Below are 20,309 nucleotides of genomic sequence, written 5' to 3'. Positions count from 1 at the left end.
GTACATAAAAAAAGGTACCCGCAATGCGGGTACCTTACATTTCATTTAGACGTCCGGTTCTAAACTCCAAATACCGTCAATATACTCTTTCACAGCTCGGTCGCTGGAGAAGTAGCCCATCCCCGCAGTATTCATGATGGACTTTTTTATCCATAAATCACGGTCTACATATTCATGAGAAATACGTTTGTGTGTTTCTACATAGGCACGATAATCCGCCAAAACCATGAAAGGATCACCACCAGTCAACAAGGAGTTAAAAATTGAACTAAAGGCCGTCGAATCACCCGGAGTAAACTGATCAGAATTGATCATATCCAAAACCTCGCGTAATTCACTGTCGTTCTTATAAAACTCCCAAGGGTCATACCCACGTCTTCGTAAAGCAAGCACTTCTTTTTCGCACAGACCGAAAAGATATATATTACCATCTCCAACACGCTCACCGATCTCAATATTCGCACCATCTCTGGTACCAATAGTCAACGCTCCATTAAGAGCAAACTTCATGTTACCAGTGCCGGATGCCTCATACCCTGCCGTCGAAATCTGCTCTGAGACATCCGTTGCTGGCACAAGAAGCTGCGCCAAAGAAACATTGTAGTTTGCCAGGAAGATAACTTTTAAGAAATTACGAGTGTGCGGGTCAGAATTCACTCGTCGCGCTACGCAGTTAATAAGATAGATAATATCTTTTGCCATCTGGTAACTTGGAGCCGCCTTGCCACCAAAGATAAACGTGCAAGGCTGCATCTTTACATCCGGATTCCTCCGAATATTGTTATAAAGCGAAATAATGTGCAGAATATTCAACAACTGGCGTTTGTACTCGTGGAAACGCTTCACTTGCACATCAAAGATACTATGCGGGTTAACCGTAATGCCGTTCACTTTTTCTATGTAATCTGCAAGACGCTTTTTATTGGTTAAACGACACTGTTCCCAGTCATGACGAAACTCTACATCATCCACCAGCTCGCGAAGCTTTTTCAACTGAGTAAGGTCAGTTATCCAGTTGCACCCTAAGTGTTCACTCAATAACCACGACAAGGGCACGTTACACTGGCGCAACCACCTGCGCGGAGTTATCCCGTTTGTTTTGTTGTTAAACCTGTCTGGAAAAATTCTGATAAAATCGTGGAATACACGATCCTTCAAGATTTGTGTATGCAACGAAGATACGCCGTTCACACTGAAGCTTCCCACAATCGCTAGATGACTCATCCGTACTCTTTGTTCAGGACCAGCTGAAATGAGAGAGACACGTGAAGGCAATTCCGGTTCGTCACGGAAATGCAATCGAACCTCTTCAAGGAAGCGTCGATTGATCTCATAGATAATCTGCATATGACGCGGAAGCAGCCGTTCAATCAACTTCACAGGCCAAGTTTCCAACGCTTCCGGCAGAATGGTATGGTTAGTATACGCAAAAAGTTTCTGGCAAATACACCAAGCTTCTTCCCAGCCTAAAAGCTCCTCATCCAGCAACATGCGCATCAATTCCGGAATGGCAATGGCTGGATGCGTTTCGTTAAGCTGCACAACGTTTTTTTCCGGTAACTGATCCCAAGGCTTATTCAGCTTTTTAAATCGACGCACCATATCACGCATCGTTGCAGCCACAAAAAAATACTGCTGCTTTAACCGCAGAGTTTTTCCCTCTGGAGCATCATCGCTGGGGTACAGCACCATTGAGATATTCTCATCCGATATTTTTTCCTGAACAGAGCCTATGTAATCGCCAGCATTAAACGAACTCAGCACGAACTCTTTATGAGGACGAGCTTCCCATAAACGGATGCTGTTCACATGCCCATTACGATAGCCCGGTACATACATATCGTTTGCCATAGCCATGACAAGGTCACCACCACGCCAATCGTGACGTAGCATACCATCATCATCCAGCCACTCATTCACCGTACCGTAAAAACGAATAGGAAAGAGATTATGCGGACGAGGGATCAACCAATGGCTGCCTTCATGCAACCAGTTATCCGGCTGTTCAACTTGATGACCATTTCTAATTTCTTGTCTGAACAAACCATATGAGTAGCGGATACCATACCCGTAAGCCGGTAGCCCCAATGTAGCCATAGAATCCATATAACACGAGGCAAGACGCCCTAAACCGCCGTTTCCCAACCCCGGCTCGCATTCTTCGTCAACAATTTCATCTAACGAAAGGTCATGTTCGTGTAAAAATTCATGAGCTTCATTTTCCAGCCCCAGTGCCAACAAGTTTCCACGTAAAAACTTACCGGGTAAAAACTCAAGCGAAAGATAGTACAACCGTTTATCATCGTTTGCGTAATATTTTCTCTGCACTGCCGTCCATTTTTCTAACATACGATCGCGTACAGCCAGCACAAGTCCCCAATAAGCTTTTCGCTTATTAAGATACGTATTATCCTGCCCTAATGAATACAGAACATGCCACAATGCATCTTCTCCAAGTGTAGAGTTGCGCGCTCCAGGCGCTTCAAACTCATCCAGTGGTTTATCCAGCAGGTGCAGATAATCTTTAACATCTTTCGACATGGATCCCCCGTCATTATCTATATGCAGACCATATAATTTCGATATGATGCAACACACTAGTATTAACGTACCATGATACGAGGATGCCCACAGCGCAGACATGATAAGTCACTAAACCTGAGCACTTTCTATTTTCAAAACTTTTCATTTGCAGCTGGCCTACCTTTCTTATACTACGATGACCATCACAGTAAGGAAACAAGGCTCGTACAAACTGAGCATGAAGTTCATTCCTGCCTGAATGTAATGTTGAACAACAAAGGATCCCCATGACTACGCCTGAAGCAAACGCCAACGAACAAAAAAAAGAACCTGAAACTACCTCTGAGGTAGAAAAGGTACCTTTTGATCAATTTTCTTTTGATCAGCGAATTCGTTCCGGTTTATCCGCCTGCAAGTTTACCGCCCCTACTCCGGTACAACAGGCTGTAATTCCTATTCTGCTTGAACGAAGAGACACCATTGCCCTTGCAAACACAGGCACTGGTAAGACTGCGGCATTCCTGCTTCCATTGCTTCAATACTTAGCAGATGAAGACGCTCTCAAGCGTGGTCCCGTTCGCGCGCTTATCCTTGCTCCAACCCGTGAACTTGTGCTCCAGATTCAAAAAACTTGCATCGCACTTGGACTACAGACTGGCTACCGATGCGGAGCTGTATATGGCGGTGCCGGCGCTGCACCACAAAAAAAAGCTGCCAAACAATCTACAATCATTGTGGCAACCCCCGGGCGTCTACTGGACTTCATGAATCAAAAAGAAATCCGTCTCGGCGGCATCGATACACTCATAATTGATGAAGCAGACCGTATGTTCGATCTCGGATTCCTACCGGATATCCAGAAAATTTTAGATCGTGTTCCGTCCAAGCGCACTACCGCATTCTTCTCTGCAACCATGCCAAAGCCTATTGAACAGCTTGCATGCACCTACACAAAAGACCCAAAAGTTATTGATGTACGCACAGAAGAAGCAAAGCCGGACATCACGCACGAACTTTTCACAGTTCCACCGCATCTCAAGAAAAAGCTACTGCTCACACTTATGCCGCTGCTGCTCAATGACTCTGACAATCTTGTCCACAAGCAAAAACGTGCTGAGCACAGTCCGCACTCCAAGGCTGACGGTGGCATCATTATCTTCACCAACACCAAAGAAACTTGTCGTGCCCTTGAACGTACACTTGCCAACAAGTTCGGTGAAGTAGCTGCGCTGCACAGTGACCTTTCGCAGTCAAAGCGCAACAAAATGCTTGAAAAAATGCAAACAGGTGAAGCACGAATCCTTGTTGCCACTGACCTTGTTGCACGCGGTATTGATCTCGATCACATCACACACATCATTCAGTTCGACACGCCTGATAGTGCAGACAAGTACATCCACCGTGTAGGACGCACAGCACGGGCATACCGCAAAGGAACGGCCATAACCCTTCTTGGTGAAAAAGAGCTCATGCGCATGCTCCAGATGGAGCAAGACATTGGTAAGTCTTTTGCGCTGCGCAAGCTCGCTAACTTCAACTACAACGAGCCGTCAGGTAACAACAAATCTGACACACACACAGACTCACACCGCAAGCCAAGCTTCAAACGCAAACCGCAAGGTAAGAAGCCTCAAGGTAAAAAGCCAAGTAGCTCACGTAGTGCTAAACCACGCCGCAAGCGGTAGGCTTAATTGCTAGCTGCGATTTGCCTCCGGCGGATCTACGACGTTTTTATTTTGTCTCCGACGGCTGGTTGAAACCTTGTTTCACTGTCCTTATCCGTACTCTCTCATTCTTCGAGAACGGCTAAGGCTCTGTAGAAAGGTTCTCCCCCAGCCCCCCTTCCAAAGACTTTTACTCCCGAGGTAAATCCGTTGACTATGCCTCCACACGACTTTACGCTACTGACTTAAATAAAAAGGGCTGACCTATGTAACTAGGACAGCCCTTTTCTTTTTACGAGAAGAGTAGTGTAGCATGAACCACAAGATATCGAAAAAACAGTCTACAGACTCTCAAGTCCCCGCTACAAGTACTAACGACAGAAAAGTCTCAATACTATCGGTTCATCATCAGGGCATTGAGGCTCTTAGAAATTTGCGGAATCCTATCGCCAAAACAACGCCCTGCGTTTTCACGCATAATCTCCATGGTATCACCAGCAATCAACTGCCCGAACAAGCGGTTACCATATAAAAAGTTTGCCGCAAAATACATGCAGTACTTTTTGTAAAGCTTAATCGCACGGGTCGGGTCGTACCATTTTTCAATTTGATCCAAAAACAAAAAGAGCGATTCTCTATACGTTTCCGGTGTCGCTTCGAAGCCTTCAGACAGTTCTGCAAACATCCACGGCTTGGAAATTGCCGCACGACCAATGGCGAGACCGTCACAACCTGTGCGCTCCACCATAGCTTTAGCAGATGCAACATCCCACACGTCACCGTTTCCAAAAACTGGGATTGATACAGCCTCTTTTACGAGCGTGATATCATCAAAGCGTGGGCGCTTTGTGCGTCTGTCTGGTGCAACACGCGGATGGAATGTCAATGCATCCGCACCAGCCTGTTCCAGCATTTTTGCAAAGGCTATTGCTGGTTCCGGCTCGTTCTGCCAGCCTGTTCTGAATTTAACAAACAACGGGATATCAACAGCTTTGCGAACCTTTTCAACCATCTCACAGGCACGATCAACATCACGCATGAGATCAGCACCACATTGCCTGTCTACAATGGGAGCAACTGAACATCCCATGTTGATATCAACACCAAAGAAGTTTTCTTGTTGAACACGTTCTGCGGCGAGTGCCATGTCATCCGGTGCAGCACCAAACAATTGGCATACCAGCTTGGGCAGTTCTTCATCTTGCCAGCTGAACACCGGAGACTTGTAACGATTTTCTGTTGGTACAGCGCGGGCGCTGCACATACCTGTAAACAGAAGACCGTAACCACCGTAATGTGCGGCAACAGAGCGGTATGCAATGTGTCCGAGTCCTGCCATAGGGGCAAGACACAGGCGATTCTGGATGGTTCTACCGCGCAATGTAATAGGCGCAGAGAAAGATTCAGCAGCTTGCATGGATACCCCTACAAAATTTGTTCAAGAATGCGTGTGTCGTCTAATTCAAAAACACAGAAGGTGTTATCTTCATACACCGCATACGTAGGGCGATCACTCTGTTTAGGAAGTGAACATGAACCCGGGTTCCAGATGATAATGCCATTTTCATCAGTATATGCTTTAGGACGATGAACATGTCCGTATACGAAGATATCTCCTGCACAAAGCGGAGGCATGTTTTCTGGATTCCACAGATGACCGTGGGTAAGGAAGATGCGGCGACCGTCCGCGAGCAACCAAGAGAAATCTGACATAATCGGGAACTCGAGTACCATCTGGTCTACTTCTGCATCGCAATTACCGCGCACCGCAATAATTTTGTCTTTGTAGCTGTTCAGAAGGCCGACAGTCGCTTTAGGATCGTGTCCCACTGGAAGCGGGTTACGAGGACCGTGGTACAGCAGGTCACCAAGCAGTACAATGCAGTCCGGATTAATTTTTTCAGCCTTGTCCAAAACAGTTTTTGCACGGTCATAAGAACCGTGCAAATCTGAGATAAATAAAATTTTCATTAAGTGTGTCTGTAAAAATAGTTAGAGGACGTCAATTTTAATGCGCTTAGGCGGTACTTCATTCCGTTTTGGAAGATATATTGTCAGTACGCCGTTTTCAAATTTGGCGCTTACCCTTTCTTTATCCACAAGCTCGCTTACTTCAAAACGCGCACAATACTCCACTTCCCCAAATTCCATAGAGTGTACACGTTCTCCAGAAACAAGTCCGAAGTTAGATTTTGCCTGAACCGAAAGCTTGTCGTTTTCAATGTCCAAAAGGAGTTTTTCTTTCTCTACTCCCGGCATATCAAGGTAGAGATAAAATCCGTCTTCCCGTTCAACAAAATCAGATGGGGGCTGTACCAGTGGACGCTTTCCTATTCTGTTAGCTATCTGGTGCATAGCTGCTACCTTGGTTGGATATGGATTGTGTGCGGCTGCATTGCCGTAGACTTAGGCAACTGAACAAACAGCATGCCGGACTTCATGGTTGCGGTAATACCGTCTTTATGGATCGGAACATTGACTTTTACCAGCCGTTGAAATGAGCCTGTCGGGCGTTCCTGTTGGTGATATTTTCCTTGAACAGGCTTGAGTTCCCCTCGAAGCACAAGGGTATTATCTTCAATAGCTAGCTCTACGTCTTCCATTGCAGCCCCCGGCAGCAGTGCCCTTACATAGACGTTTACATCATCCTCACTGATGTACAGCGGAGGAAATGTTGCGCCTCTCAAGGAAGTTGGCTGCGGGTCGTGCAGGTCATTCATCAGTTTATCAAACAGATGAGGGAAGTCGTAAAAGGATCCATAATTGATAACCATAATCCGGCTCTCCTTTCAGCAGATATCATAAGCAGAGACAACAATCCGTCAAGATAAGCAACTGCGTGCAAGACTACAACTGAGCGAGCGGGGAAAACTTACTTACGTGCTTCGCGCACTCCGTTGTCCCAGTCTTCCTGAGGGATGGATTCTTCTACCAACATTACAGGAATTTCTTCGCGAATAGGGTACACAACGTTGCATTTGGAGCAAGAAAGTCCGTCTTTATCTTCAGTAAGTTCAAGAGAGTTCTTACACTTCGGGCAGGCAAGAATCTTCAGTAAATCAGCTTGTACAGTCACAGTACGACTCCTTAAAAAATATATACACACGTTGTGTGCAGAAGGGGTAGTATACGCAGTTACTGTACGCACAGCAACAAGAAGCGGCGTAGTATAATTTTGAAAAAATTTAAAATAAGAGCTTATAAAATAAGTAAGATAGAGAACACCACAAATTCGCCATTTGACAAGGCGCAAACCGCAGGCGTAATTAAAATGGTGAAAGAACAACCAGAGACATTAGTAGATAGTCCTACAAACGGAAGGAAATATGACGCGGACATATATCGACTTGCACACGCATTCGACAGCTTCTGATGGAAGTGACTCTCCTGAAGAACTGATACAACTAGCTAAAAAAAACAACATTACAACACTTGCACTAACAGACCACGATACCGTTGCCGGTGTTGAAGAAGCTATGGATATAGGTAAGGAGCTCGGTGTTGACGTTATCCCGGGCTGCGAACTGGGAGTAAAAACCGACTTCGGTGAAATTCATCTTCTCGGCCTTTGGCTTGATCCAAAAGCTTCTAAGCTGCAAAACGTAATGGGTGAGTTGCGTAAATACCGCGCTGAACGCAACAAGATCATCGTTGAAAAACTGCAGGCACTTGGTATGGATATTACCTATGAAGAAGTGCTTGAAGCCGCTGGTGACGGTTCTGTTGGTCGCCCTCATATTGCGCAGGTTCTTGTTAATAAAAAATACTTTAAGACTGTAAAAAGCGTTTTTGACGAAATGCTGTGCGACGGTGGCAAGGCATACGCTCCCAAAAAAGTTCTTACACCAATTGAAGGTGTCAAGCTGCTGAAAGAGGAAGGAGCTACCGTATCATGGGCTCATATGTGTATTCATGGGCGCTCCACAGAGTATCTTAATGATATGATCGCGACGCTGAAACCTCACGGGCTGGATGCGTTGGAAGCCTACCACAGTGAACACGGTGATGCTTCAACACGACTTGTTGTCGAGCTTGCAGCCGTACATGGACTTGCACTCACTGGCGGATCGGACTATCACGGCGCGGTGAAGCCTAATATTGCGCTTGGCCGTGGTAAGGGTGGGTTGTTTGTACCGCACAATGTGCTTGATAACTTAAAAGAACTACGCTCTAAGCAGGGACTTCCTGTTTAGTTACAAATATTATGACAAAAAAATTGCCTGAACTGCTTTGTCCAGCAGGAGATATGGACAGACTTGATACTGCACTGCTTTACGGTGCAGATGCTTGTTATCTTGGTGGAAAAAAACACAGCCTTCGCGCAAGCTCCGGCGGTTTTGACTGGGAAGAACTTGAAGTAGCCTGCTCCAAAGCGCATGCGAAAAATGCTTCCATCTACTACACACTTAATATCCTGCCTCACGAAAAGCATCTTGCCGGTGTACAGGAATCCCTCGAGCATCTTGCTGAGTCCAGTGTAGATGGCATCATCATCGCTGATCCGGGTGTGCTTCGCATGGCACGCCGTATTGCACCGAACAAGTCTATCCATCTCAGTACGCAAGCAAACACATCAAACAGTGAAGCTGTAGGGTTCTGGCATGATCTCGGAATCGAACGTGTCAACCTTGCACGCGAGCTTGGCGCACATGCTATCAGTCAGCTCACTAAGGCATACCCGACCATGGAATTTGAAGTATTCGTGCAGGGCGCGATGTGTCTTGCCCTCTCCGGTCGTTGTCTTTTGTCATCATGGATGAGCCAGCGTCCTGCAAATCTTGGTGAATGCACTCATCCATGTCGGTTCGAATATAAAGGACTTACCGTTCAGGATATGCGTCTGACCGTAGAAGAAGGTATGCGCGAAGGTCCAACATGGGACGTTACCCATGAAGGTCCGCATAGTGCATTCTGGGCTCCGGAAGATCTTTGCCTTGTCAAATACATGCGATGGTTCTGTCAGAACAATGTTGCATCACTTAAGATCGAAGGACGTATGAAAACTCCAAGCTACGTGGCACACGTAGTGGATGTATACAGAACAGCCATCGACGACGTAGCAGCTAAGCAGTTCCGATATGATGAGTATATCCGTGAACTGCAAAATACTGCATCAAGGAATTTAAGCACAGGCTTCTTCCTGCCAAAAGGTCACAGAAAATCTGTGCCCCCACTACCAAAGAAAGACTGTACCCCAATTGTTGCCAAGCTCGTCCAAAAAGAAAGCGACAGCAAATGGCAAATCGCCGTGCGTTCTCCGTTCCGAGCAGACAAGCCAGTACAGATTATGGTTCCAGGCCTCAAACGTCCGGTACTTCCAGTAGGAAGCTTCCAGCTTGAAAACCATCGTGGTGAAGCTGTGGATACAGTACACCCGGGCATGTTTGGATTCATCCGTTGTGAAAGCGAGCACTTCGCTGAAGGTCTTTTCCTTCGCAGCTAGCGAATAGTTTCACAGCATACGCTTACTACATTTCACATAATAAAAAAGAGCTGCCCTATCTAAGTAGGGCAGCTCTTTTTTATTCAGAGTAAGGATAACATAAACGTCTCAGATAGCCATGCCTCCCCCAAATGGGTCCCCTAATCGGGGTCAAGGGGACGCGTTCCCTTGCGGGGGTGCAGGGGGCAACGCCCGCCTGCCCGCCGGAGGCAACAGCAAAACTATCGAATCCCGCAACCGCCACAACGAATAGACTTCGCATGCAGACGAGACTGAACATAGCGCGCCAACGCTGCTACTGCTCTATCTGCTGTCTGGAATACAGGCACCCCTGCTTCGTTCAATGCTTCACGCATTGGCTCAAACAGCACACCGCCATCAGACGCACACACAAGCGGTTTGTCTGACTGCTTTGCCAGTTCAAGCGCTCGGGAAAGGATACTCTTTTCATTATGCATACTAAAAGGATCACCTTTTTCAATATCCAAAGACTGCATCATCGGGCTAAGCGGAGTCAGAGCAAGCACAACCGCATCCACGGTCGGCTCATCCAACATAATCTTCGCAACTTCTACGTGAAGCTCATCATCACCTGCCGGAGTAACATCCATTGGATTTGAAATAGAAACAAGTGATTCAAGGCGCTTTTCTTTAAGTAGTGCACGGAACTTGTTCGCTGCCTTATCAGAAAACGGGGCGAGCTTCATGGTAAAGGTACCTACGTCGATGCTGTCCGCCATACTTACAGCTTCAAATCCAGCACCACTGATAGCACCAATACGATTGCCTTCAACTTTTTTCGAATGCAGTGTTTCAGCCAGCATGAAGAGGTCCTGAAACTGCTCTACAGTCTGTGCTACAACAGCACCAGCCTGACGCACACAGCTTTCGGCAACCATGTAGTCACCAGCAAGTGATGCGGTGTGACCACTGGTTGCTGATTTACCTTCCGGCGTACGTCCTGCTTTGTAGAACACAACCTCTTTGCCTGCCAGAACGGCTTCTCGAACAGAGCGGCAGAATGCCAGTCCGTCGAGGTCATTAAAGCCTTCTGCGTAGACAGCAATCACATCGACATTCTCATCATCTTTAAGATAGGTAACCATATCGCCCAAAGTAAGGTCGGTCTGATTGCCCATAGAGATCATATAGTTCGGTGAAAGGTGCGGATAACGGCTGAGTCCGAACAGCATGAACGCTCCACTCTGGCTAACGAGTGCAGCACGACGTGGAGTTCCAAGGCCGTTCCGTGGAAACTTGTTTTCCGGAATAAACCATGTATTGTAGCCACCGGGACGGGATACAATCCCCATACAGTTTGCACCAATAAATACGGGGCCGCCATCTTTGGACTCATGCGCTTTATTAATCTCAGCAATAACCTGCTTCGCACGTTCCTGACTGTCTTCAGTTTCACCAAGACCACCAGCAATCAGCATTACACTGTTTGCTGCGTCCTTCTGGATAACCTCATCTACAATAGCTGGAATATGCTGAGCAGGAACTGCCATAACAAGCATATCGAGCTTGCCGTCTGTATCTACTGAAGGAATACAGCGCACGCCTTCAATTTCATCACAACCTTCACGAATAATACGTACCTGTTCTTTCGGGAACCCTTCAGCAAGAACGTTGCGCAGGATGATACGACCAAAGTTTTCACGGGATGCAGACACACCGATGATACCAATAGTCTCAGGATGCAGCAGATTTTTTATCTTTGCTACAGGACGAGGCGTTACACCTTTCTCCGGCAAAGAGAAGCGGCACAACCCGTCCAAGGGAACCATAAGAAAATCTGTAAACGCAAAGGGGTTGATCTCAAACTCATCAATAATAAATGGAGCATCCGGGTTTATCGGAGAATAGTAGTTCGCCAGAAGAATACAGGCATCAAAACACTCTAACAACTGATCATCAGAAACGATTCGTTCCTGACCACGTGTCCGGCCTGCCAATTTCTCAAACGAAATTGTCTGCCTGAAATAGCTAAAAAAGGTTTCACCGTCTGTCAGCTTTGTAGATGCAGCAACAATAGCCTGATTCTTCTTAAATCGTTCAGCGTACAGTTCAGCATCAGTTCCGCCTAGACCAGCACTCAACACCATACCAAATTCACGGGTACGTCTGATGCCGACAATAAGTTCATTGCCGAATGCGTCAGAATCAGGCGGCATAAACTGCACAAGCAGCACGCCTTTCAAATCTAGAGAAATTGCTTCTTCCAGTGCGGTTCCGGACAGTCCGGCATACTCTTCGGGGGCAGCATCCGGATGCCGCTCTATCCAACGGGCATACTTTTCCGGAACTTCATACATCATACGACGCCATGCGGAACGAATTTTACTTGGCTCGCGTTCAACTATACGAACCCCGCCCACTTCTGTTTTATGGACAATAGTAGGCGAAACTATCTTAAGCACTACTTTTTTTCCAGGAATACTCATCAACTCGTCGTCTGAAGGACGAGTTCCCCGTGGAATCAATTTAACCTGCGGCGGTGTTTCGGAACCAATGCTCTCCATGACACGATATACTTCATGTTCATACAATGATGAGCGGCCCTCACTATGCGCCTGTGTGAAAATCTCGGTAATAGCGTCAAAATCAATATTAGCTGTAGTCTTCGCGTGCGAAAAGGCGTCGTAATTCTGCATTATGTTTCATCCACAAATTTTGGCTGCGCTCTATAGCCCATCTGCACAGAAATCTCTGATGCAACGTCCATGAGCCGGTTTGCAAAACCTACAATATCTGTTTCAGGGCCAATAACATCATTTGTGCCGCTTACGCTGATTGCACCAATGACCTTACCTTCTGCCCCCCAAACGGGTGCGCCGATTGTATTTAAATGAATAAGAGTTTCACCGAAAACCAATGAATAACCGCGCTCACGGGTTGCGCTGATTTCTTCATGCAACTCAACAGGGTCAGTCAACGTTTTCGGGGTGTATGGCAATAACTGAACGGTTGCCAGATGTTCCACAAGCTCCCGCATTGGCAGCTGTGACAAAATTGCCCTGCCCATGCCAGTACAATATGCAGGAACTGTAGGACCGATATATGATGAAGGATGCCATTCCTGATGATCAGTACTTAATGTTGTTAAAATTGCATTATGGTACAACACGCCAACCCTGCCAATCGTATCAGTATGTTGAGCAAGGTAGGTAATCGGAGTGGCAGATTTACGATTGAGCTCGTACGTGGCAGACTGCAACGAACCAAGCTCCATAAGTTTCAAACCTAATTTATATTCTTTAGTCGCAGGATCCTGCGCAAGATAATCACTGTTAGCCAAGGCTTTTACAATGCCGTGTGTGGTGCCGATTGCAAGATCAAGTGTCTTCGCAATGTCACTCACACGCCAGCTTGGCCGTTCAAATGTAAACAACCCAAGTACTCGGGTTGCACGTTCTATAGATTGTTGGGACATAACCTATTCCTCGACATTATCGAATTGTTTTCAGAAAAGTATACATTCCTTCGAACTGCTGTCAACGTAACCACAATACAACATACATATCCCAACCATGAAGACAAACAAACAACACACCAATATCATTTCACTTTATCCAACCACAACTCCATAAAACCATCATAAGTTAAATAGATAAATACAAGTAAGCAACAGACACATTGAAAAATGTTGTATTAAAAAAAATATATTTTTGTATAAATACAACTTTTCAATCAACAAAACTAAACGTTTTTTGTTCTATTTTAGAGTCCATCTAAAATACTACTAAAAAAATAAGTTATACAGCAAATTATACACATAAAACTCTTATACACTACAATTCAGTGAAAATATGTAGTTTAAATAAGCATTTCTTTTTGTTCTTCTATATTTCTTTTTCTTTTTTTCAGTTTTTCACATTGATAAAAAGCTCAAAAATAATTTTTTTTCATTCTCAATATATTCTTTTGTATACTTTCTTGTTTATGAAAACAAAATACAACACTAAACTTCAAATTAATTTACCGCTAGTACAACAAAAAACTTGCCTTAATGTCATTTTCAAATAAGGTAAGGCTCTATATACGTTAGGAAGTTTTCTATTGACTAAACGTCATAAACTTGACAGTCATTAGGCTTAAGGGGATGCGTTAGCAGGGGGGACGTAATCAATTCGGAGAGGAAATGAGCCTGAACAAACTTGGAACGATTGGACAATCATCTGTTATGCAGGATGTCTTCAGCGTTCTCGCCAAAGTTGCCCCAACGGATAGTACAGTACTTGTCACAGGTGAATCTGGCACTGGTAAAGAATTACTAGTACGTTCCCTACATGCAAACAGCACTCGAAAAGACGCACCATTTGTTCCCATCAACTGCGGTGCAATCCCACGTGACCTTCTTGAATCCGAACTCTTCGGCCATGAAAAAGGCGCGTTCACTCACGCTATACGTTCACGTCCCGGCCGTTTTGAACTAGCAGACGGCGGCACTATCTTTCTTGATGAAATAGGCGAAATGGACCTGACTCTTCAGGTTAAAATTTTGCGCGTTCTTCAGGAAAAAGAAATTGAACGTGTTGGCGGATCATCAATAAAAAATGTTGACGTACGCATTGTTGCAGCAACAAACCGCGATCTGGAAGCTGAGGTTGCAGCAGGACGGTTTAGAGAAGATCTTTACTACCGCCTGAACGTTATTCCTCTTCAGTTGCCTGCTCTTCGGGAGCGCGGTGGTGATATTCTGCTTCTGTGCGAGCATTTTTTACAAAAATTCAGCGAAAAACAGCAACGACCACGGCTTACGCTATCTCCTGACACTCGTAAAATTCTCGCTGCCTACAGCTGGCCTGGTAACGTCCGCGAACTGGAAAACTTTATGGAACGCATGACAATTCTTTGCGATTCCAATTGCATTTCTCCAGCTGATCTCCCTCGCAAAATTCTCGATCAGGTAGGGGTTATCGAAGAACTTCCAGAACCTGTTGCTCTGGAACCTATTCGATCACAACAGGAAGGATTCCGCTGGCCTTGTATTCAGGATCTAAACGAGCAAAAACTTCCACTTAAAGACTTTCTTGACACTGTCGAAGAAAAACTATTGTTGGAAGCCCTGCAGCAAGCAAACGGTGTTAAAAACCAGGCTGCCGAAATATTGGGTGTCAAACGCACCACGCTTATCGAAAAGCTCAAAAAGAAAAAAATTGACTAATTATCTTAGGCACTACAATACATTTTGTATTGCATTGGACTTTCAGGGGTGCATTGCGTCCGTTTCTTGCACATTAATTGCAATGAGATAGCTGTGATAAAACATATTAGTTCCAGACTTATCTGGCTCATAGTGGTGGTAGGATCTCTGTCGGTTGCATTACCCGCAGAAACACAGGCTGCATCTTGGTATTGGGGCAAACATCCAAAGTTTGAACGCCTTGTTATTGCGTTTGATTCCCCAGTCAAAAACTTTACGCTCACCCGTACAGGTAAAAATGAGCTTACCTTTGTCACGCCTCAAAAAAAGCAGGCTGTCAAATCGCTTAAGCCCATTAAAAACGGGCGACGTATCAACTCAGCCCAATTTCTAGCTGCTCCTAAAGATGCAGGTAAAACATTGCGCATCCGTACTAAGCTCAATGGATTCCGTGTCAAAACTTCTAGGGCCGATACCAACAAAATTGCGTTTGATATTTATCCGGATCGTAAGGGTACTTTTACTCCTGCTACATCCAAGAAAAAAGCATCAACGAAAAAGCAACCTGCTAAAAAAACTGTTGCCAAAAAACCGGCACCTGTCGTGCAGCCTGCGCAAGCAACATCTCCTGCTATCAATGAGCAGCCAACTCAATCCCGCATCAAGGCAGCACCTCACCGTAAAAATGGAAAACAACCATTTTTCACTGCTGATAATGCATTCAGAAGTCGCGTAAACAAAGGCGGGCCTGAATCATGGGTCACTCAGCCTACAGCGGCTTCACCAGCACAATCTGTTCCAGCAAACACACCTGTTGCAACACAGAAAAATTCTCCTCAGGCAAACATTGCACAGCCAAAACCTGTTCAAAAGAATAGTCAGGCTGCAATGAAAGAACCTATGCCACATGTTGGCAATGTTTCTGTCCCTGAGCAAAAGCTGGAAAAAATTGTCAGCTCTGATGAACAAACCAAAATTGTGTGGGTAGACAAAAACGGGAACGAAGTGGCACCGCCACCAAGTCCTGACCACCTTCTCAAATTAGCTAAAATGGCCCTGAATAACGGCGTGTACGATGAAGCTTTGGATTCTTACAAAGAACTCAAGCGTATTCCGACGTTGACTAAAAAGCAGCGTAACGAAGTGCTTAACGGCATTGCGGATACTCAGTATGCAATGGGCAAAAATAACCTTACAAACAACTACGAAAGTATTATTGCCGCAACAACAGAAGCAATGAACTTCGACCTCAAAAGTCCAAAAGTCCCGAGCCACCTGCTGCGACTCGGCTACACAAACTTAAAGATTGGTAACGTGCGTGAAGCAGGAGCATACTTCAATATTCTGCGCCGCAACCACCCTAAAGATGACCTCATTCCTGCAACGTACTACTACTGGGGTGAGCACTACTTTAAAGAAAAAGAATGGCAGAAAGCAGCGGATAACTTCCAGTACATCGTTCAGAAATATCCGGACACTAAGTTCGTACGCGAAGCCGGTGTCGGACTTGCAAGGTCCTTATACCAGCTTGCCTACTACGATCAGGCATACCAGATTGTTGACTATGTTGGAAAACGCTGGCCTCGCTTCTACCTCGACTACCCACCGTTCCTGAGCCAGATGGGTGACGTTGCGTATCGTCTTGGTAAATCAGACGAAGCCCGTATGCACTACTGGACATACTACAACATTGATCCTGATGGTGATGATGCTGACATGGTTCTTGCCCGTCTTGGTGACATCTACCTTGAAACAGAAGAGTTTGATGCTGCCCGTGAAATTTACGAAGAAGCAGTACGCAAATTCCCTAGCCGTGATGGCGGCCTGGTATCGCTCATGCGTCTTGCAGAAGAAGGCAAATACGATACTCCGACCATTTCAGACATGTTCTCAGTGTTCGACAAGCCGTACAGCTTAAAGCCACTTGAAATCTACTCCAAGATTATCGAGGAATACCCGCAAAGCCGTCTGGCTCCACTGGCACGATTGAAAAAAGCAATCTGGTACCTGTGGAACAACCAGCATCCGGAAGCTCTGGCCACGGCTTCTTCCTTCATGGAAAAACACCCGAACCACGAGCTTATTCCAAGAGTAAAAGAAGTGGCCATGCGCTCATTCAGCGTATTGACTGCCAACAATATTAAAGAAGAAAACTACGAGAAGATTCTCCAGATTTGGGACGACTTCCCGATCGTGCACAATCAGGAACCGAAACTTACTCCTGAAAGCCGCGTAGCGCTTGCCCTTTCCATGTGGAAAAAGAACAAGCCTTCCAATGCGTTGGAAGTTCTCGACCCATTCTTCCAGCAGCTCAAAATTCCTGAATATTCAGAGATGGGCTTAAGCCTTGCCCTCTCAGTATATGTGGACAACGAACGCTGGAACGATATTATCGAACTTGCACGCCGTGTAGAGCTGTGGGAGTTGAATGACGAAAGTAAAAACCAACTTGATTACGCAGTAGCTCTAGCGCACGAAAATCTCGATCAGTCAGATAAGGCTGTTGACTTATGGACACGATTGAAGAGCGTTGAAGATATGCCGCGCGCGAAGGAAGCCTATATCAACTACTTCCTTTCACGTGATGCTGAACGACGTGAAGAGTTTGAGCCAGCTTACAAGCTCGGCATTACTTCTCTCCGAACATTTAAAGAACTTGCTGCAAAAGATCCTGAAAAAGCGGATAATGAAAAAATAAGAGACCTGCTGAACTCACTAATGGATATTACAGAACGTACCGGTCGATCTGAAGAAGCTCTGGAATGGGCTCGAGAACTGGCACAGGCTGTACCGGAAAATGATCCGGGGTATCCTGCAATGCGTTACAGAATTGCTTCACTCTATAAGAAGACCGGTGATATCAAAAAATGGAAAGACATTCTCAGCCAGTTGGTAGCAGCCGATCCGAAATCGTTGTACGGAAGAATGGCAACATCTGACCTGACAACACAAAATCTGTCAAAAGATGCATCCTCATTCTCCCCAACAGGAAGCCTGTAAAAGCTAAAGTTAAAAAATAAAAACATGTTCTAAGGGGAAGCATCTATGAAGACTGCAGATACCACCGCTGAAAGACGGTTACCTGTTGTTGCAGGCCAATTCTATACTGCAAACCCGCAACAGCTAAGAGCAGAGGTAGAGGCATTACTTCAACGCGGAACTAAGCGGACTGCGCCAACTCTTCTCGCGATGTCACCCCACGCTGGATACATGTACTCCGGAAATACTGCCGGATACACTTTCGGCTCATGCAATCTTAGTAATACAATCTATCTCCTCGGCCCGAACCACACGGGCCGGGGAGCTCCTGTTTCAGTTTGGAGTGGCGGCGATTGGGAAACACCTCTTGGAGTTGTGCCTGTAAATATTGAAGCCAGAAACAAACTCCTCGCTGCCGGCTCGTTATTCGAGGCTGATACTCTCGCCCACGCCAACGAACATTCTCTGGAAGTACTTCTCCCCTTCATCCAAGTTGCCAACCCAGAAGCAACTATTGTTCCTATCTCCATTGCTACACACAACCAGGAAACACTTGCGCTTATAGGGGCCATTCTCGGCGGAGCATTAAAACACGATTCAGACAGCTCCATCGTAGTCAGCTCTGATATGAGTCACTATATTTCTGCTGAGGCTGCTAAAAAGCTGGATACACTTGCGCTATCGTATGTGCAGACAGTGGACCCTCAAGGACTACTCAATGCTGTTGCGCACAACAACATAAGCATGTGCGGCGTGCTCCCAATGACTGTAGGACTAATTGCCTGCGAAGCCGTTGGTGCCACACGCGCTGATATTCTTGAATATACTTCTTCCGGTGCTGTTACCGGAGATCTTTCACAAGTTGTAGGTTACGCAGGAGTGATCATAGACCGGCCATAAACCGCGCAAGAACGCCATTGCCATGTGCTTGCAGGGTGCGTATTGTGCGCCTATGTCTACATCTGCTTCCAACAAATCTCCCCGTCAAATCCACGTCCGTCCTTCCCAGAAGGACGAAATTGACGTGCGCAGTTTTTTTGATAATGCAGTCGAGGGAATGTTCCGCAAAGCGCGTAATGGTCGTTTTCTATTAGTCAATCCTGCATTAGCTAAGATTTTCGGCTACGCTTCTCCCGGAGAAATGCTCCGCAACTTCCCCCTTGATCAAGAGAAAGTCACCCTTGATGCAGGCAGATTTTTAGACCTGCTGACAGACCTGAAGACAAAGGGCGAAGTAAAAAATTTCGAAATGCAATTTCGCAGACGGGACGGCCTGCTCATGTGGGTACTCATCAACGCCCGCACTGTGTACACTGTCAAAGGGTCTATCAAATACTATGAAGGAACCCTTGTAGACATTACCGAACGTAAGGATGCTGAAACTGAACAAGCGATTATTGACGAACAGATTCGTCAATCCCAGCGCATGGAGGCTATTGGCATTCTAGCTGGCGGCATTGCGTCCGACTTCAGCACACTTATCCGGCCTATAGTCAGCAGTACTGAATCCGCGCTCAAAAAAAGTTCCGGTAATGATCAGGTTCAAAGTAACCTGAACACAATTCTTGGTGCTGCAAATAGCGCTATGGCACTCATCAAACAATTTCAAACTATCAGCAGACAAGGTCAGGGAGAAATGCGCCTGACCACCTTACAGCCAGTGCTGGATGAAGCTGTCAGCGATTTTCGCTCTACTCTGCCTGAACACGTTGAGCTCTTGGAAGAACTCAGCGCCAACAACCGTACAGTTTTGGCAGACGCTGGACAAATTCGACAGATTATCGACAATCTCCTTGAAAATGCGCTTCTCTCAATTAACGAGAACGGTAAAATTACCGTACGTATGGCAGAAGTTGAGTTTGATGAACGCACTGGCGCATTCCGTGCCGACCTTATTCCAGGCAAATACTTACGCATCACCGTACAAGACACTGGCGTAGGCATACCAGAGCAGTTACTCCCACGAATTTTTGATCCATTCTTCACTACCCGTAGTTGCGACGGGGCGCAGGGACTTGGCCTTGCTGTTGCCCATGGCATCGCACGAGCACACGACGGAGGTATTACTGTTTTATCTGAAGAAGGACTCGGCTCCACATTCTGCCTGTATATCCCATTCCATGATCAGGAAGTTGATCAGTCACGCCCTCTTGCACCATCACCAAGACTAGGAAGCGAACGCATCCTGCTTGTGTCACCGGAAGAACAGGAAATCCGAAAGTGGCGAAGCCTACTTGTTCCTCTGGGTTACCGTATTGAAGCTGTTTCCGGCAGTGTAGAAGCCCTGCGACTCTTCCTAGAATCACCGGATACGTTTGACCTGATTGTTTCAACGTTTGCCATGCCGCAAATGAACGGGCTGGAATTTGCCCGCATCTTACTCGGAGTGCATCCGGCAGCACGTCTTGTCTTATGTGCAGACCCGACAGACCCGATTACAAACGAACTAGCTCTCGGTGCTGGCGTGCTGACACTGACACATAAGCCACTCGACACGAATCATATTTTCCAGCTTGTGCAGTCCGCACTTGAAGACCATCAGGAGTAGGCA

The 20,309-nt window shown here is 46.1% G+C and carries 15 protein-coding genes; 7 read left to right on the top strand and 8 right to left on the bottom strand.

The window, feature by feature from the left end; translation table 11 throughout:
- Positions 1 to 45 precede the first annotated feature (45 nt).
- Entirely contained in the window at positions 46 to 2,541 is a 2,496-nt protein-coding gene (locus BUR09_RS09825; protein ID WP_074216762.1) for a glycogen/starch/alpha-glucan phosphorylase, read from the bottom strand.
- A gap of 269 nt (positions 2,542 to 2,810) precedes the next feature.
- Between BUR09_RS09825 and BUR09_RS09820 the strand changes: the two genes are divergently transcribed.
- Positions 2,811 to 4,208, top strand: a complete 1,398-nt coding sequence (locus BUR09_RS09820; protein WP_084539424.1) for a DEAD/DEAH box helicase — start codon at positions 2,811 to 2,813, stop codon at positions 4,206 to 4,208.
- 373 nt (positions 4,209 to 4,581) lie between these two features.
- Here BUR09_RS09820 and BUR09_RS09815 read toward each other — a convergent pair whose 3' ends face one another.
- The 5 genes from BUR09_RS09815 to BUR09_RS09795 all read right to left on the bottom strand — a co-directional run bounded on the left by BUR09_RS09815 (position 4,582) and on the right by BUR09_RS09795 (position 7,263).
- On the bottom strand, positions 4,582 to 5,604 hold the full coding sequence (locus tag BUR09_RS09815) for a tRNA dihydrouridine synthase (RefSeq protein ID WP_074216761.1): 1,023 nt from the start codon (positions 5,602 to 5,604) through the stop codon (positions 4,582 to 4,584).
- Positions 5,605 to 5,612: 8 nt separating this feature from the next.
- Positions 5,613 to 6,158 carry a phosphodiesterase gene (gene yfcE / locus BUR09_RS09810; RefSeq protein WP_074216760.1) on the bottom strand — a complete coding sequence of 182 codons (546 nt, stop codon included), beginning with the start codon at positions 6,156 to 6,158 and terminating at the stop codon, positions 5,613 to 5,615.
- A gap of 21 nt (positions 6,159 to 6,179) precedes the next feature.
- Positions 6,180 to 6,542 carry an Hsp20/alpha crystallin family protein gene (locus BUR09_RS09805; protein ID WP_074216759.1) on the bottom strand — a complete coding sequence of 121 codons (363 nt, stop codon included), beginning with the start codon at positions 6,540 to 6,542 and terminating at the stop codon, positions 6,180 to 6,182.
- Between the two features lie 5 nt (positions 6,543 to 6,547).
- Positions 6,548 to 6,961, bottom strand: coding sequence for an Hsp20/alpha crystallin family protein (locus tag BUR09_RS09800; protein ID WP_074216758.1), 414 nt, complete (start codon positions 6,959 to 6,961; stop codon positions 6,548 to 6,550).
- A 98-nt stretch (positions 6,962 to 7,059) separates the two neighbouring features.
- On the bottom strand, positions 7,060 to 7,263 hold the full coding sequence (locus BUR09_RS09795) for a Trm112 family protein (protein WP_074216757.1): 204 nt from the start codon (positions 7,261 to 7,263) through the stop codon (positions 7,060 to 7,062).
- A 250-nt stretch (positions 7,264 to 7,513) separates the two neighbouring features.
- On the opposite strand from BUR09_RS09795, the gene BUR09_RS09790 reads away from it, so the two are divergent.
- Positions 7,514 to 8,380, top strand: coding sequence for a PHP domain-containing protein (locus BUR09_RS09790; RefSeq protein WP_074216756.1), 867 nt, complete (start codon positions 7,514 to 7,516; stop codon positions 8,378 to 8,380).
- A 53-nt stretch (positions 8,381 to 8,433) separates the two neighbouring features.
- Positions 8,434 to 9,630 (top strand): peptidase U32 family protein, encoded by a 1,197-nt coding sequence (locus BUR09_RS09785; RefSeq protein ID WP_245796724.1) that lies wholly within the window; start codon positions 8,434 to 8,436, stop codon positions 9,628 to 9,630.
- A gap of 221 nt (positions 9,631 to 9,851) precedes the next feature.
- Here the strand turns inward: BUR09_RS09785 and BUR09_RS09780 are convergent, their stop codons facing one another.
- Both BUR09_RS09780 and BUR09_RS09775 read right to left on the bottom strand, forming a co-directional pair.
- Positions 9,852 to 12,287 carry an acetate--CoA ligase family protein gene (locus BUR09_RS09780; RefSeq protein WP_074216754.1) on the bottom strand — a complete coding sequence of 812 codons (2,436 nt, stop codon included), beginning with the start codon at positions 12,285 to 12,287 and terminating at the stop codon, positions 9,852 to 9,854.
- Complete coding sequence (locus BUR09_RS09775; protein ID WP_074216753.1) at positions 12,287 to 13,066, bottom strand: IclR family transcriptional regulator; 780 nt, start codon at positions 13,064 to 13,066, stop codon at positions 12,287 to 12,289. Before BUR09_RS09775 ends, BUR09_RS09780 begins: the two co-directional genes overlap by 1 nt.
- A 708-nt stretch (positions 13,067 to 13,774) precedes the next feature.
- On the opposite strand from BUR09_RS09775, the gene BUR09_RS09770 reads away from it, so the two are divergent.
- The 4 genes from BUR09_RS09770 to BUR09_RS09755 all read left to right on the top strand — a co-directional run bounded on the left by BUR09_RS09770 (position 13,775) and on the right by BUR09_RS09755 (position 20,306).
- Positions 13,775 to 14,800 (top strand): sigma-54 interaction domain-containing protein, encoded by a 1,026-nt coding sequence (locus BUR09_RS09770; protein WP_074216752.1) that lies wholly within the window; start codon positions 13,775 to 13,777, stop codon positions 14,798 to 14,800.
- A gap of 93 nt (positions 14,801 to 14,893) precedes the next feature.
- On the top strand, positions 14,894 to 17,779 hold the full coding sequence (locus tag BUR09_RS09765; RefSeq protein WP_074216751.1) for a tetratricopeptide repeat protein: 2,886 nt from the start codon (positions 14,894 to 14,896) through the stop codon (positions 17,777 to 17,779).
- Between the two features lie 45 nt (positions 17,780 to 17,824).
- The gene (amrB, locus tag BUR09_RS09760) at positions 17,825 to 18,658 is read left to right on the top strand and encodes an AmmeMemoRadiSam system protein B (protein WP_074216750.1); all 834 of its coding nucleotides are present in this window, start codon (positions 17,825 to 17,827) and stop codon (positions 18,656 to 18,658) included.
- Between the two features lie 52 nt (positions 18,659 to 18,710).
- Positions 18,711 to 20,306, top strand: a complete 1,596-nt coding sequence (locus tag BUR09_RS09755; protein WP_175566014.1) for a hybrid sensor histidine kinase/response regulator — start codon at positions 18,711 to 18,713, stop codon at positions 20,304 to 20,306.
- Positions 20,307 to 20,309: the final 3 nt, after the last annotated feature.

The organism is Halodesulfovibrio marinisediminis DSM 17456, assembly GCF_900129975.1.
Lineage (GTDB): Bacteria > Desulfobacterota > Desulfovibrionia > Desulfovibrionales > Desulfovibrionaceae > Halodesulfovibrio > Halodesulfovibrio marinisediminis.
The sequence above is the reverse complement of the archived record's forward strand: the minus strand, read 5'-3'. Positions and strand labels throughout refer to the sequence as shown.

Excerpts from the sequence above, each read along its gene's own strand:
- BUR09_RS09825 (WP_074216762.1), bottom strand. The coding sequence starts at position 2,541 with ATGTCGAAAGATGTTAAAGATTATCTGCACCTGCTGGATAAACCACTG.
- BUR09_RS09820 (WP_084539424.1), top strand. The coding sequence starts at position 2,811 with ATGACTACGCCTGAAGCAAACGCCAACGAACAAAAAAAAGAACCTGAA.
- BUR09_RS09815 (WP_074216761.1), bottom strand. The coding sequence starts at position 5,604 with ATGCAAGCTGCTGAATCTTTCTCTGCGCCTATTACATTGCGCGGTAGA.
- yfcE (WP_074216760.1), bottom strand. The coding sequence starts at position 6,158 with ATGAAAATTTTATTTATCTCAGATTTGCACGGTTCTTATGACCGTGCA.
- BUR09_RS09805 (WP_074216759.1), bottom strand. The coding sequence starts at position 6,542 with ATGCACCAGATAGCTAACAGAATAGGAAAGCGTCCACTGGTACAGCCC.
- BUR09_RS09800 (WP_074216758.1), bottom strand. The coding sequence starts at position 6,961 with ATGGTTATCAATTATGGATCCTTTTACGACTTCCCTCATCTGTTTGAT.
- BUR09_RS09790 (WP_074216756.1), top strand. The coding sequence starts at position 7,514 with ATGACGCGGACATATATCGACTTGCACACGCATTCGACAGCTTCTGAT.
- BUR09_RS09785 (WP_245796724.1), top strand. The coding sequence starts at position 8,434 with ATGGACAGACTTGATACTGCACTGCTTTACGGTGCAGATGCTTGTTAT.
- BUR09_RS09780 (WP_074216754.1), bottom strand. The coding sequence starts at position 12,287 with ATGCAGAATTACGACGCCTTTTCGCACGCGAAGACTACAGCTAATATT.
- BUR09_RS09775 (WP_074216753.1), bottom strand. The coding sequence starts at position 13,066 with ATGTCCCAACAATCTATAGAACGTGCAACCCGAGTACTTGGGTTGTTT.
- BUR09_RS09770 (WP_074216752.1), top strand. The coding sequence starts at position 13,775 with ATGAGCCTGAACAAACTTGGAACGATTGGACAATCATCTGTTATGCAG.
- amrB (WP_074216750.1), top strand. The coding sequence starts at position 17,825 with ATGAAGACTGCAGATACCACCGCTGAAAGACGGTTACCTGTTGTTGCA.
- BUR09_RS09755 (WP_175566014.1), top strand. The coding sequence starts at position 18,711 with ATGTCTACATCTGCTTCCAACAAATCTCCCCGTCAAATCCACGTCCGT.